This is a genomic window from Pseudomonas sp. H3_D04 (genome assembly GCF_054669175.1).
Map to the genome: position 1 here is coordinate 6,119,264 of NZ_CP162801.1, position 12,862 is coordinate 6,132,125.

13 protein-coding genes are annotated in these 12,862 nt (G+C 60.4%); 6 read left to right on the forward strand and 7 right to left on the reverse strand.

All coding sequences use genetic code 11. The features are described 5' to 3' along the window. Positions 1-39: 39 nt before the first annotated feature. Positions 40-495: a YaiI/YqxD family protein gene (locus AB4N91_RS28080; protein ID WP_010465051.1), complete on the forward strand. Its 456-nt coding sequence runs from the start codon at positions 40-42 to the stop codon at positions 493-495. 56 nt (positions 496-551) lie between these two features. Here the strand turns inward: AB4N91_RS28080 and elbB are convergent, their stop codons facing one another. Next, a complete protein-coding gene (gene elbB, locus AB4N91_RS28085) occupies positions 552-1,220 on the reverse strand; it encodes an isoprenoid biosynthesis glyoxalase ElbB (protein ID WP_083375489.1) in 669 nt (222 codons plus the stop codon). A 116-nt stretch (positions 1,221-1,336) separates the two neighbouring features. On the opposite strand from elbB, the gene AB4N91_RS28090 reads away from it, so the two are divergent. After that, positions 1,337-2,572, forward strand: coding sequence for a sterol desaturase family protein (locus AB4N91_RS28090; protein WP_102595300.1), 1,236 nt, complete (start codon positions 1,337-1,339; stop codon positions 2,570-2,572). Here the strand turns inward: AB4N91_RS28090 and AB4N91_RS28095 are convergent. Next, positions 2,553-3,176 carry a DedA family protein gene (locus tag AB4N91_RS28095; RefSeq protein WP_077747159.1) on the reverse strand — a complete coding sequence of 208 codons (624 nt, stop codon included), beginning with the start codon at positions 3,174-3,176 and terminating at the stop codon, positions 2,553-2,555. The genes AB4N91_RS28090 and AB4N91_RS28095 overlap by 20 nt on opposite strands. Before the next feature lie 206 nt (positions 3,177-3,382). On the opposite strand from AB4N91_RS28095, the gene hemB reads away from it, so the two are divergent. Beyond that, a complete protein-coding gene (gene hemB, locus AB4N91_RS28100) occupies positions 3,383-4,396 on the forward strand; it encodes a porphobilinogen synthase (protein WP_010465043.1) in 1,014 nt (337 codons plus the stop codon). Positions 4,397-4,414: 18 nt separating this feature from the next. Continuing rightward, a complete protein-coding gene (gene ppk1, locus AB4N91_RS28105) occupies positions 4,415-6,637 on the forward strand; it encodes a polyphosphate kinase 1 (RefSeq protein ID WP_010465040.1) in 2,223 nt (740 codons plus the stop codon). Positions 6,638-6,832: 195 nt separating this feature from the next. Here the strand turns inward: ppk1 and ppx are convergent, their stop codons facing one another. The 5 genes from ppx to AB4N91_RS28130 form a co-directional block, all read right to left on the reverse strand. Continuing rightward, on the reverse strand, positions 6,833-8,335 hold the full coding sequence (gene ppx, locus AB4N91_RS28110) for an exopolyphosphatase (protein WP_010465038.1): 1,503 nt from the start codon (positions 8,333-8,335) through the stop codon (positions 6,833-6,835). Positions 8,336-8,578: 243 nt separating this feature from the next. Then, on the reverse strand, positions 8,579-9,316 hold the full coding sequence (locus tag AB4N91_RS28115) for an amino acid ABC transporter ATP-binding protein (protein WP_010465037.1): 738 nt from the start codon (positions 9,314-9,316) through the stop codon (positions 8,579-8,581). Then, positions 9,303-9,953, reverse strand: coding sequence for an amino acid ABC transporter permease (locus tag AB4N91_RS28120; protein ID WP_010465035.1), 651 nt, complete (start codon positions 9,951-9,953; stop codon positions 9,303-9,305). Before AB4N91_RS28120 ends, AB4N91_RS28115 begins: the two co-directional genes overlap by 14 nt. Continuing rightward, on the reverse strand, positions 9,950-10,618 hold the full coding sequence (locus AB4N91_RS28125; RefSeq protein WP_010465033.1) for an amino acid ABC transporter permease: 669 nt from the start codon (positions 10,616-10,618) through the stop codon (positions 9,950-9,952). The genes AB4N91_RS28120 and AB4N91_RS28125 overlap by 4 nt, the downstream gene beginning before the upstream one ends. A 21-nt stretch (positions 10,619-10,639) precedes the next feature. Continuing rightward, positions 10,640-11,425 carry a transporter substrate-binding domain-containing protein gene (locus AB4N91_RS28130; protein WP_154913174.1) on the reverse strand — a complete coding sequence of 262 codons (786 nt, stop codon included), beginning with the start codon at positions 11,423-11,425 and terminating at the stop codon, positions 10,640-10,642. A 257-nt stretch (positions 11,426-11,682) separates the two neighbouring features. On the opposite strand from AB4N91_RS28130, the gene AB4N91_RS28135 reads away from it, so the two are divergent. Both AB4N91_RS28135 and trxA read left to right on the forward strand, forming a co-directional pair. Further along, positions 11,683-12,390, forward strand: coding sequence for a FadR/GntR family transcriptional regulator (locus AB4N91_RS28135; RefSeq protein ID WP_154913172.1), 708 nt, complete (start codon positions 11,683-11,685; stop codon positions 12,388-12,390). A gap of 120 nt (positions 12,391-12,510) precedes the next feature. After that, the gene (gene trxA / locus AB4N91_RS28140) at positions 12,511-12,840 is read left to right on the forward strand and encodes a thioredoxin TrxA (protein WP_008150340.1); all 330 of its coding nucleotides are present in this window, start codon (positions 12,511-12,513) and stop codon (positions 12,838-12,840) included. Positions 12,841-12,862: the final 22 nt, after the last annotated feature.

Consider the following 12,862-nt stretch of genomic DNA (forward strand, 5'->3'; position numbering starts at 1 on the left):
CGAGGCTTGCCCGCGAAGCTTTTAACGGAGGGAAACACAATGCGCGTATGGATCGATGCCGACGCCTGCCCACGGGCGGCGAAGGATCTGGTGGTGAAATTCGCCCTCAAGCGCCAGTTCGAAGTGGTGCTGGTGGCGGGGCAGCCACAGATCAAACCTGGCCTGGCTCTGGTGAAGCTGATCGTTGTGCCCAGCGGCCCGGATGCCGCCGATGACTATCTGGTGGAACACGCGGTGCCAGGTGAACTGGTGATTTGCAGCGATGTGCCGCTGGCCGATCGGCTGGTGAAAAACGGCGTTTCAGCGCTGGACCCGCGGGGGAAGGAATTCGATGCGCAGAACATGGGCGATCGGTTGGCAGTGCGTAACCTGTTCACCGATCTGCGTGAACAAGGCCAGATGAGTGGCGGGCCGGCGCCGTTTGGTGAGCGCGAGAAGCAGGCGTTCGCCAATGCGCTTGACCGGATACTCACTCGGCTGACCCGTAAAGCCTGAGCCTTACTCAAATCAAAGGTGGGCGCGAGCAGGCTCACTCCCACAATTTGACCGCGTTAAGCGTCGTTTTCGTGGGTCAGTTCGAGGACACGGTCGACCAGTTTGTTGATCCCCGAGGCGGCTTCGCTGATGCTCTGGGCCAGCATATAAGCCGGGGTGCAGACGAGTTTGCGCGCCTTGTCTTCGACGATGTCGCTCACTGCGCAATCCTGGTGAGTGGCGCCCATCTTGTTCATGGCGGCGGCGGTATCGGCGTCGCTGCCAATGGTGCAGGTCACGCCTGGCCCATAGATTTTCGCCGCCAGCGCCGGCGAAATGCACATCAACCCCACCGGTTTGCCCGCTTCGGCAAACGCTTCGGTCAACGCCAGGACGTCCGGTTGGACGGTGCAACCGGCGCCTTCGATGGCGAAGTTCGACAGGTTCTTGGCCGCGCCAAACCCACCCGGCACGATCAGCGCGTCGAAGTCTTCGACGCTGGCCTCACGAATGTCCTTGATGTTGCCCCGGGCGATCCGCGCCGATTCCACCAGCACGTTGCGTGACTCGGGCATTTCGTCGCCGGTCAGGTGATTGATCACATGCAATTGCGAGATATTGGGGGCAAAGCACTGCACCTCGGCGCCACGCTGGTCCAGGCGCAGCAAGGTAATCACGCTTTCGTGGATCTCGGCGCCGTCGTACACGCCACAGCCGGAAAGGATCACTGCAATTTTTTTGCTCATGGGTTTTTCTCCAGATTCATGGCGTTAAATGTCCACTAATTTGTCACTCGTTGCCATAGGGTTAATTCGCGGCTACACCTAGCATCTGTCCTCAAGATTCCGATCAGGGCGCGTCAATGGACTTCATTCTGTATGCGGTGCCGTTTTTCTTTGTGCTGATTGCCGTCGAGCTGCTGGCGGACCGCTGGCGCGGGTTGAGCAATTATCGGCTGGCGGACGCGATCAACAGCATCAGCACCGGGGTGTTGTCGACCACTACCGGCCTGTTGACCAAAGGCGTCGGCCTGGTGACCTATGCGTTTGCCCTCCAGCACCTGGCGCTGTTCGAACTGTCGGCCGACAGCGTTTGGGTCTGGGTGTTTGCCTTTGTCCTCTATGACTTCTGCTACTACTGGCTGCACCGTATGGGCCATGAGCGCAACATCCTCTGGGCCGCGCACTCGGTGCATCACCAGAGTGAGGACTACAACCTCTCCACGGCCCTGCGCCAGACCAGTACCGGCTTTCTGCTGAGCTGGATTTTCTACCTGCCGATGGCGGTGCTCGGCGTGCCGTTGCTGGTGTTCATCAGCGTTGCTGCGCTCAACTTGCTCTATCAGTTCTGGGTGCATACCAAACACATTCCCAAGCTCGGCTGGTTCGAGTGGTTTTTTGTCACGCCGTCCAATCATCGGGCTCACCATGCACAGAACGCTCTCTACATGGATCGCAACTACGGCGGGGTGTTCATTATTTGGGACCGTCTATTCGGCTCGTTCCAGGAAGAGGACGACAACGAGCCGGTGATTTTCGGCGTGACCACGCCGTTGGCAAGCTGGAATCCGTTGTGGGCGAACGTGCAGTTTTACGCACAGCTTTGGGATGACGCGCGACGGGCTGAAAGCACATGGGACAAGCTGCGGATCTGGTTCATGCGCACCGGCTGGCGGCCGGCGGATGTGGCGGCCAAGTACCCGATGAACAAACCGGACCTGAGTCAGTTCCGCAAATTCGAGGTGCCGCTGGACGGGCGTCAGCAGGTGTATGTGGCGTTGCAGTTCTGCGTTTACATCGCGCTGGGCAGCTATTTGATGAACCTTGAGCCACGTTTGCCGACTGCCGCGCTGGTGTTGGGCTGGGGCGCAGTGGCGTTCGGCTTGTTTACGTTGGGTATGGCCCTGGAGAATCGCCCGCAGGCGTTGAAACTGGAGCTGCTGCGCCTGGCATCGAATGTGCCGCTGGTGTGGCTGGCGCCGGTAGTCGGGCTGTGGCCGGCCAGCGCGGTGGGCTGGATCGGCCTGTTCAGCTACAGCCTGCTCAGCGGCATCGGTCTCTACTGTTGCAGGGACCGCTTCACTCGGTTGGCGTCTTAGTCTCGGCTGCCTTGGCCAGCTCGGCTTGCTCGTCGGCGTAGATCTTCTTCGCCAGACGGGCATTCTTGAAACGCCGGCGCAGCCACAAGCCCAGGCCCAGTACCAGCAGGGCACCAAGCACCCACAGCTCGTACTTCTTGACGCTGCCCAGCATGCCCTCAAGCACCGCGCCGAAGTGATACGCCGCTGCGGCCAGTGCGGTCGCCCAGATCGCAGCACCAATCCCGTTGAGCAGCAGATAACGCCCCGGCGGATATCCCGACAGGCCGATCGCCACCGGCATGACCGTGCGCAATCCATAGACGAAGCGGAAACTCAGCACCCAGATGTCCGGGTGTTTGCGGATATGTTCCAGCGCCCGGTCACCCATCAGTTGCCAGCGTGGTTTGCGCGCCAGCAATTTGCGACCGTGTTTTCGCCCGAGGAAATACCACAGCTGATCGCCAGCATAACTGCCACAGAACGCCACGATCGTGACGATCTTGATGTCCATGTATCCGCGGAACGCGAGGAAGCCTGCGAGCACCAGGATGGTTTCGCCTTCGAAGAACGTGCCGAGAAAGAGGGCGAAGTAGCCGAATTCCTGAAGAAATTGTTGGAGCATTGTCTGGATGCTGGCGAAATGAACGCGCAGCCTAACCCTTCGTGAACATTCATGAAAGTGTCCAAATGTGTCTCGACGTGAACATTTCCTACAAGGACAATGGAATGCGACTACCTGCCGCAGGGGTGCACATAACTGTAATACCACGGTCATAATGGCCGCTTATAACTGTCACGCTCGCACGCCAGCGGGCTCAGGAGTCTGCCGTGAGCTTTACCCCCGCCAACCGTTTGTTTCCTGCAACCCGCCTGCGTCGCAATCGCCGTGATGATTTTTCGCGTCGACTGGTCCGTGAAAACGTTCTGACCGTCGACGATCTGATCCTGCCGGTGTTCGTGCTGGACGGTGAAAACCGTCGCGAAGCAGTCGCGTCGATGCCGGGGGTTGAGCGTCTGACCATCGATCTGTTGCTCGAAGAAGCGGCCAAGTGGGTCGAACTGGGGATTCCGGCAGTGGCGTTGTTCCCGGTAACGCCCCCGGAGCTCAAGTCCCTGGACGCCGCCGAAGCCTGGAACCCGAACGGCATCGCCCAACGCGCCACCCGCGCCTTGCGTGCGCAGTTCCCGGAACTGGGTGTGATCACTGACGTCGCTCTGGACCCGTTCACCACCCACGGCCAGGACGGCATTCTCGACGAAGAGGGCTACGTGCAGAACGACATTACCGTCGATGCCCTGGTCAAGCAGGCGCTATCCCACGCCGAGGCAGGCGCACAGGTGGTGGCCCCGTCGGACATGATGGACGGTCGCATCCAGGCCATCCGCGAAGCGCTGGAGCTGGCCGATCACGTCAACGTGCGGATCATGGCTTACTCTGCCAAGTACGCGAGCGCCTATTACGGCCCGTTCCGCGACGCGGTGGGTTCGGCGCTGAACCTGGGCAAGGCCAACAAGGCCTCCTATCAGATGGACCCGGCCAACAGCAACGAAGCCCTGCACGAAGTGGCGGCGGACTTGTCAGAAGGCGCGGACATGGTCATGGTCAAGCCAGGCATGCCGTATCTGGACATCCTTTACCGGGTCAAAGAAGAATTTAAAGTGCCGACCTTTGTTTATCAGGTCAGCGGTGAATACGCCATGCACATGGCGGCCATCCAGAATGGCTGGTTGAGCGAAGGGGTTATCCTCGAATCCCTGACCGCTTTCAAACGTGCAGGGGCTGATGGCATCCTGACTTACTTTGCCGTGCGCGCCGCTCAATTGTTACGAGAGCAGAAATAGCCCTCCCAGGAACATTCCATGAATACCGAAGGACTCACTGAAGTTGCCGTAAAAGAAGCTCAACCCGTGGTCGAGCAAATCGCCGAGACGCCGCCGGAGCTGGAACCCGCTCCACCCGCGGCGGTGACCGAAACCGCAACAGCGGCGCCAGCGATTGCCATTCCCGGTCTGGATGACAGCAGCCTGTATATCCATCGCGAGCTCTCGCAACTGCAGTTCAACATCCGCGTGCTGGAACAGGCGCTGGATGAGTCCTACCCGTTGCTGGAGCGGCTGAAGTTCCTGCTGATCTTCTCCAGCAACCTGGACGAGTTCTTCGAGATTCGCGTGGCTGGCCTGAAGAAGCAGATCACCTTCGCCCGTGAGCAGGCCGGTGCTGATGGTCTGCAACCGCATCAGGCCCTGGCCCGCATCAGCGAGCTGGTACACGGTCACGTCGACCGTCAGTACGCGATCCTCAATGACATTTTGTTGCCGGAACTGGAAAAACATCAGGTCCGCTTCATCCGTCGGCGTCACTGGACCACCAAGATCAAGACCTGGGTGCGCCGCTATTTCCGCGACGAGATTGCGCCGATCATCACCCCGATCGGCCTCGACCCGACGCACCCGTTCCCGTTGCTGGTGAACAAGAGCCTGAACTTCATCGTCGAGCTCGAAGGCATCGACGCCTTCGGTCGCGATTCCGGTCTGGCGATCATCCCCGCGCCACGCTTGCTGCCGCGCGTGATCAAGTTGCCGGAAGAAGTGGGCGGCTCGGGCGACAACTATGTGTTCCTGTCGTCGATGATCCACGCGCACGCCGATGACCTGTTCCAGGGCATGAAGGTCAAGGGCTGCTACCAGTTCCGCCTGACCCGAAACGCTGACCTCGCGGTCGATACCGAAGACGTGGAAGACCTGGCCCGCGCCCTGCGCGGCGAGCTGTTCTCCCGTCGCTACGGTGACGCGGTGCGCCTGGAAGTGGCCGACACGTGCCCGAAACACCTGTCCGACTACTTGCTCAAGCAGTTCAACCTGCACGAGACCGAGCTGTATCAGGTCAACGGTCCGGTCAACCTGACCCGCCTGTTCAGCATCACCGGCCTGGACAGTCAGCGAGCGCTGCAATACACGCCGTTCACCCCGCAGATCCCGAAACTGCTGCAGAACAGCGAGAACATCTTCAGCGTGATCAGCAAGCAGGACATCCTGCTGCTGCACCCGTTCGAGTCCTTCACTCCCGTGGTCGACCTGCTGCGCCAGGCCGCGAAGGACCCGCATGTATTGGCGGTCCGCCAGACTCTGTACCGCTCCGGCGCCAACTCGGAAATTGTCGATGCGCTGGTGGATGCCGCGCGTAACGGCAAGGAAGTCACCGCGGTAATCGAGTTGCGTGCGCGCTTCGACGAAGAGTCCAACCTGCAACTGGCCAGCCGTCTGCAAGCGGCCGGTGCGGTGGTGATTTACGGCGTGGTGGGCTTCAAGACCCACGCCAAGATGATGCTGATTCTGCGTCGCGAAGCCGGCGAGATCGTGCGTTACGCCCACTTGGGTACCGGCAACTACCACGCGGCCAACGCCCGTCTGTACACCGACTACAGCTTGCTGACCTCGGACGACGCCTTGTGCGAAGACGTCGGCAAACTGTTCAGCCAGCTTATCGGCATGGGGAAAACCCTGCGCATGAAGAAGCTGCTGCACGCGCCATTCACGTTGAAGAAGGGCATGCTCGACATGATTGCCCGGGAAACCCAGTTCGCCCTCGATGGCAAACCGGCGCACATCATCGCCAAATTCAACTCGCTGACCGATCCGAAGATCATCCGCGCGCTGTACAAGGCCAGTCAGTCCGGGGTGCGTATCGATCTGGTGGTGCGCGGCATGTGCTGCCTGCGTCCGGGTATCGCCGGGGTGTCGCACAACATCCATGTGCGCTCGATCATCGGGCGTTTCCTGGAGCACACCCGGGTGTTCTACTTCCTCAATGGCGGTGAAGAGCAGATGTTCCTGTCCAGCGCCGACTGGATGGAGCGCAACCTCGACAAGCGCGTAGAGACTTGCTTCCCGGTCGAGGGCAAGAAGCTGATCATGAGGGTCAAGAAAGAGCTGGAGCTTTATCTGACCGACAACACCCACAGCTGGAGCCTGCAGGCGGACGGTCGCTACATCCGCAACACGCCGACCGGCAACCAGAACCCGCGCAGCGCGCAGGCGACCTTGCTGGAGCGGCTGGGCAGCCCGATTCTCGCCGTTCGCTGACGCAGATTCGGTTGGGCAAAAAAAGGGCGATCCACATGGATCGCCCTTTTTGGTTTCAGCTTCCTACCTGTGGCGAGGGAGCTTGCTCCCGCTGGACTGCGTAGCAGTCCCCTTCTTTTCAGGGATAGACGGGGGCGCTTCGCACCCCAGCGGGAGCAAGCTCCCTCGCCACAGGGAATGTGTTCGCTGCGGTTTTTAGCGCACGTTCAGCGTGAAGCTGACTCGGGTGAGCCATTCCGCTTCGAGAGCGAAGTCGGCTTGGGTCAGTTGGTTTTCGTCCAGCCAGTTTTCAGGGAACAACACATCGAGGCTGTCGCGTTTGGCGTGCAAGACGACCTGCGGCATTTCCTGGGTGCCACGGATGTGATGGAACAGGATCGCAAAGCGCAGCAGCACGCACAGACGAATCAGCTTGATCCCGTCCTCGCCGAAATCGGCAAACCGGTCCCGGGGAATGTTGCGTCGGTGACCGCGCACCAACAACGCGAGCATCAGTTGGTCTTCACGGGAGAACCCGGCCAGGTCCGAGTGCTCGATCAGGTAAGCGCCGTGCTTGTGGTACTGATAGTGAGCGATGTCCAGGCCCACTTCATGGACCTTGGCCGCCCAGCCGAGCAGTTCGCGCCAGACGCCGTCATCCAGTTCCCAATCCTTGGCCACCTGATCGAAGGCATGCAGGGCTTTGCGCTCGACCCGCGCCGCTTGTTCCAGATCGACGTGATAACGCTCCATCAACGAGCTGAGCGTGCGCTCACGGACGTCTTCATGGTGATGACGGCCCAGTAGGTCATAGAGCACGCCTTCGCGCAGGGCGCCTTCACAGTGGTCCATGCGTTGCAGTTCTAGGGCGTCGAAGATCGCTTCGAGAATCGCCAGGCCGGCGGGGAAAATCGCGCGGCGGTCGGGCTTGATGCCTTCGAAGTCGATTTTCTCGACATCGCCCAGCTTCATCAGTTTGCGCTTGAGCCAGGCCAGGCCTTCGGCGTTGACCTCGCCCGTGCCATGACCGCCCGCCTTCAGCGCCAGGCCGATGGCGCGGATGGTGCCCGAGGAGCCGATGGCTTCATCCCAGGTCAGGCGATGCAGCGCGTGTTCGATGCTCATGATCTCCAGCCGCGCTGCGGTGTACGCCTGGGCGTAGCGGGCCGGGGTGATCTTGCCATCCTTGAAATAACGCTGGGTATAACTGACGCAGCCCATCTGCAGGCTTTCGCGCAGCAGCGGTTCGAAGCGCTGGCCGATAATGAATTCGGTACTGCCGCCGCCGATGTCGGCCACCAGGCGTTTGCCCGGGGTGTCGGCGAGGGTGTGGGACACGCCGAGGTAGATCAGGCGCGCTTCTTCACGGCCGGAGATGACTTCCACCGAGTGGCCGAGGATTTCTTCGGCGCGGCGGATGAATTCACCGCGGTTGCGGGCTTCACGCAGGGCGTTGGTGCCGACGATCCGCACGGCACCGGGCGGCATACCGTTGATCAGTTGGGCAAAACGCTTCAGGCAATCGAGCCCGCGCTGCATGGATTCTTCGTTGAGCTGACGCTCTTCGTCGATGCCGGCGGCCAGCTGAACTTTCTCCCCGAGGCGCTCGAGAATACGGATTTCGCCGTTCTGGGCCTTGGCCACGACCATGTGAAAGCTGTTGGAGCCCAGGTCGATTGCGGCGATCAGGGACAGATTCTTGGCTTGGGATTGCGGCATGGTCATGGGGTCTCGGTCGATAACCTCGACATCCTGCCACGATCAAACGCTGCCGCCAACGCGCAGCGTTCAAAGCCTTGATCCAGAGCACGGACGGCATGAGTTCCTGTGGCGAGGGAGCTTGCTCCCGCTCGACTGCGCAGCAGTCGCAAAACCTGCACATGCGATCCAGTGAAAACGAGGTGATAGTTTTTAGGGCCGCTGCGCAGCCCAGCGGGAGCAAGCTCCCTCGCCACAAAAGGGTTAGCCTGCTGCTTCAACTGTGCCGATGAAGTTCGCCAGCTCCGCCGTCTGCGGGTTCGCAAACAGAATCTTCGGATCCCCCACCTCATGCACCTTGCCCTGATGCATGAACACCAACTTATCCCCAACCTCCCGGGCAAAGCGCATTTCATGGGTGACCATGATCAGTGTCATGCCTTCCTTGGCCAGTTGCCGGACCACGCTCAGCACTTCATTGACCAATTCCGGGTCCAGCGCTGACGTGATTTCGTCGCACAGCAAGACTTTGGGAGACATTGCCAACGCCCGGGCAATCGCTACGCGCTGCTGCTGCCCGCCCGACAGCCGGTCCGGGAAGGCATCAAACTTCTCGCCCAGCCCGACCCGCTCCAGCATCTCCCGCGCCAGCTCGACCGCTTTGGCCTTCGGCACTTTCTGCACCACTTGCGGCGCGAGCATCACGTTCTCGCCCACGGTCAGGTGCGGGAACAGGTTGAACTGCTGGAACACCATCCCGACTTTCTGCCGCAAGGTCCGCAAATCGGCGCGAGCGGCATCGAGGTATTCGCCGTCGACCTCAATTACGCCGTCGTTGATCGACTCCAGGCCGTTGAGGGTGCGCAGCAAGGTGGATTTGCCCGAGCCGCTGCGGCCGATGATCGCCACCACCTGGCCTTCCTCGACGCTCAGGTCGATGCCTTTGAGCACATGGTGGTCGCCGTAATATTTATGCAGGGCGGAAATTCTAAGCAGAGGCATGCAGTCTCCTTTCCAGGTAGCGCGCACTGAGGGACAAGGGGTAGCAAAGCAGGAAGTAGCCGAGGGCGACGAGGCCGTAGACCATGAAGGGTTCGAACGTCGCGTTGGCGAGCATGCCGCCGGTCTTGGTCAGTTCGGTGAAACCGATGATCGAGGTCACGGCGGTGCCTTTGACCACTTGCACCGAGAAGCCCACGGTGGGTGCCACGGCGATCCGCAGCGCTTGCGGCAGAATCACGTAGCGCAGTTGCTCCAGCGGGTTGAGCGCCAGGCTTGACGAGGCTTCCCACTGACCATTGGGAATCGAATCGACGCAGCCGCGCCAGATCTCCGCCAGATAGGCGCTGGTAAACAGCGTCAGGGCTAGCGCCGCCGCCATCCACGGCGAAATCTCCACACCGGCCAGCGCCACGCCGAAAAACACCAGAAACAGCTGCATCAACAGCGGCGTACCCTGGAACAGCTCGATGTAAGTGCGGGCAATGTTACGCGGCAGAGGCTTTTTCGAGATGCGCATGACCATGATCAGCAAGCCGATCAGCCCGCCGCCGATAAACGCCACCAGCGATAACGCCAGGGTCCACTGCAGGCCGGTGAGCAGGTTGCGCACGACGTCCCAGAAGGTGAAATCGCTCATTGGCTGCTCCTCGAGATGTAGCGGCGGCCGATCCAGTTCAGCAGTTGGCGGATCAGCAGCGCCATGCACAGGTACAGCAGCGTGGTCAGGGCATAGGTTTCAAAGGCGCGGAAGTTGCGCGACTGAATGAAGTTGGCGGCAAAGCTCAATTCTTCGGTGGCGATTTGCGAACAGACCGCCGAGCCGAGCATGACGATGATGATCTGGCTGCTCAGGGCCGGCCAGACCTTGCCCAGCGCTGGCAGCAGCACCACGTGGCGGAACGCTTCGAATCGACTCATCGCCAAGGCCGCAGCGGCTTCCAGCTGTCCTCGGGGGATCGCCTGGATACCGGCGCGAATGATTTCGGTCGAGTAGGCACCGAGGTTGATCACCATCGCCAGCACCGCCGCCTGCCATTCGGAAATCTGTACCCCCAGCGACGGCAAGCCGAAGAAAATGAAAAACAGCTGCACCAGAAACGGCGTATTGCGGATCAACTCGACGTAGACCCCGAAGATCGCCGAAAACGGGCGAATGTTCCACGCCCGCACCAGCGCCCCGACGATGCCCAGCCCCACACCCAGCACCGCGCCGATGGCCGTCAGTTCAAGGGTGAACAAGGCGCCGCGCAGTAGCAGATCGGTGTTTTGCACCACCGGCAGAAAGTCGAACTGATAGGCCATATCAAATCTCCCGAGCGACGATCAGAGGTCGGCCGGCAATGGCTCTTTCAGCCAGGTCTGGGAGTTTTTCTCCAGTGCGCCGTCGGTTTTGGCGGTGGCGAGGATCTGATTGACCTTGCCTAACAGCGCCGGCTCGTTCTTGTTCACGCCGACATAGACCGGCGAGTCCTTGAGCTTCACTTTCAACGCTGGAATGCGTTTAGGGTTCTTCTCGCTGATCGCGACCATCACCACGTTGCCGCTGGCGATGAGGTCGACTTGCTCGGCGATGTAGGCGGCAATGGTCGAGTTGTTGTCTTCGAAGCGTTTGATGGTCACACCTTCGGGAGCGACTTTGGTCAGCTCGATGTCTTCGATGGCGCCCCGGGTGACGCTGACGGTTTTACCCTTGAGGTCGTCCAGGCCTTTGATGTCGGCATCTGGCGGACCGAACACGGCGAGGTAGAACGGCGCATAGGCGCTGGAGAAGTCGATGACTTTCTCGCGCTCGGGGTTCTTGCCCAGGCTGGAGATCACCAGGTCGACCTTGCCGGTGGTCAGGAATGGAATGCGGTTGGTGCTGTTGACCGGGGTCAGTTCAAGTTTGACCTTGAGTTGCTCGGCCAGCAGTTTGGCGGTGTCGATGTCGAGGCCGCGGGGTTTCATGTCCGGGCCGACCGAGCCGAACGGCGGAAAGTCCTGAGGCACGGCGACCTTGAGGACGCCGCGTTTGACTACATCCTCCAGGCCGTCGGCGTGAGCGGGTGCCTGGCTCAACATCAGGCTGGCAAACAGGGCAGTGAGAAGGGCGCTGTAACGCAGGGTCATGGCGAATCTCCGAATCGACGAGGAATGAATTCTGCGGATCGACAGAGCACGGGCCATGCCAAGAAGCGGATTTGGGGGCCGCAGGCCACGGTTTTACTGGATTCTTTCGGTCTTACTGGTCTGAACAGTGAATGGGCGTTTCGCACCCTCATGGCGCATCCGTGAAACGTGCCGAACCCCCATGGGGCACGACTTGCCGAGGGCTGCGAATAGCTTTACAACTAGCCGCTCATTGTCCTGGTTCGTCTGAAAAAACCATGAATTCGATTTCCAGAGCCGTACCTGAAGTGGCGCTGCAAGCCATCCGTAAACTGATCACCGAACAGGGTTTCGCGCCGGGCGATGCCTTGCCTTCGCAGCGAGATCTGGCGGTGCAATTGGGGGTGAGTCGGGCGTCCCTGCGTGAGGCGCTGTCGTCGTTGAGTGCGTTGGGCGTGATCAGCATTCAGCCGGGCAAGGGCGTATTCGTGCAGTCGCCGATGGATTTGCCGCGCGGCGATGCGGCACTGAGCTGGCCCTTCGCAGCGCAGGCATCGCCGTTGGATATTTTCCAGTTGCGTTATGCCCTGGAAGGTTTTGCCGCCGGTTTGGCCGCGGTGACCCTGAGCACTCACGAGCTCGATACGCTGGAAGACAACGTGGCCGCCATGCGCAACGAATTGAAGGCAGGCGACTTCGAGGCGGCGGCACGACTGGATTTCGATTTTCACCGACGCATCCTGCTGGCCAGCGGTAATCAGGCGATGCTGAGCATCCTCACGGCCAGCGCCGACATCTTTTTGGAGAGCCAGAAGCTACCGTTCATCCGGGCCGAACGCGCCATGGAAACCTGGCAGGAACACCGCAAAATCCTCCGTGCGCTAGCCCGGCGTTCGTCCGGCGCGGCGCAGAAAGCCATGCAGGAACATGTACGCAATGCAGCCCTGCGTACCGGAATTGCCTTCGTCGCTCCCGCCACCCCGTGACTTGAGCTATACCCAAAGTCATGCGCCACCATAGCGAGACTCAATCAACTGCACCTTCCTGAACGAGGGAAGGGCGGCTATGATGGGCCACGTTTTTTTGCTTACAACCTGGAGACTTCCATGAGCAGCGATCTTATCAAACACGTCACCGACGCTAGCTTCGACGTCGACGTCCTCAAGGCCGAAGGCGCTGTACTGGTCGACTACTGGGCTGAATGGTGCGGCCCTTGCAAAATGATCGCTCCTGTCCTGGACGAAATTGCTGAAACCTACAAAGGCAAACTGACCGTTGCCAAGCTGAACATCGACGAGAACCAGGAAACCCCGGCCAAGCATGGCGTGCGTGGTATCCCGACTCTGATGCTGTTCAAGAACGGCAACGTTGAAGCGACCAAGGTCGGGGCACTGTCGAAGTCGCAACTGGCGGCCTTCCTCGACGCCAACATTTAAGCGTTGTTATAAAGCGTCAGGA

Coding starts and splice junctions, on each gene's coding strand:
- AB4N91_RS28080 (WP_010465051.1), top strand. CDS start 40: ATGCGCGTATGGATCGATGCCGACGCCTGCCCACGGGCGGCGAAGGAT.
- elbB (WP_083375489.1), bottom strand. CDS start 1,220: ATGAGCAAAAAAATTGCAGTGATCCTTTCCGGCTGTGGCGTGTACGAC.
- AB4N91_RS28090 (WP_102595300.1), top strand. CDS start 1,337: ATGGACTTCATTCTGTATGCGGTGCCGTTTTTCTTTGTGCTGATTGCC.
- AB4N91_RS28095 (WP_077747159.1), bottom strand. CDS start 3,176: ATGCTCCAACAATTTCTTCAGGAATTCGGCTACTTCGCCCTCTTTCTC.
- ppk1 (WP_010465040.1), top strand. CDS start 4,415: ATGAATACCGAAGGACTCACTGAAGTTGCCGTAAAAGAAGCTCAACCC.
- ppx (WP_010465038.1), bottom strand. CDS start 8,335: ATGCCGCAATCCCAAGCCAAGAATCTGTCCCTGATCGCCGCAATCGAC.
- AB4N91_RS28115 (WP_010465037.1), bottom strand. CDS start 9,316: ATGCCTCTGCTTAGAATTTCCGCCCTGCATAAATATTACGGCGACCAC.
- AB4N91_RS28120 (WP_010465035.1), bottom strand. CDS start 9,953: ATGAGCGATTTCACCTTCTGGGACGTCGTGCGCAACCTGCTCACCGGC.
- AB4N91_RS28125 (WP_010465033.1), bottom strand. CDS start 10,618: ATGGCCTATCAGTTCGACTTTCTGCCGGTGGTGCAAAACACCGATCTG.
- AB4N91_RS28130 (WP_154913174.1), bottom strand. CDS start 11,425: ATGACCCTGCGTTACAGCGCCCTTCTCACTGCCCTGTTTGCCAGCCTG.
- AB4N91_RS28135 (WP_154913172.1), top strand. CDS start 11,683: ATGAATTCGATTTCCAGAGCCGTACCTGAAGTGGCGCTGCAAGCCATC.
- trxA (WP_008150340.1), top strand. CDS start 12,511: ATGAGCAGCGATCTTATCAAACACGTCACCGACGCTAGCTTCGACGTC.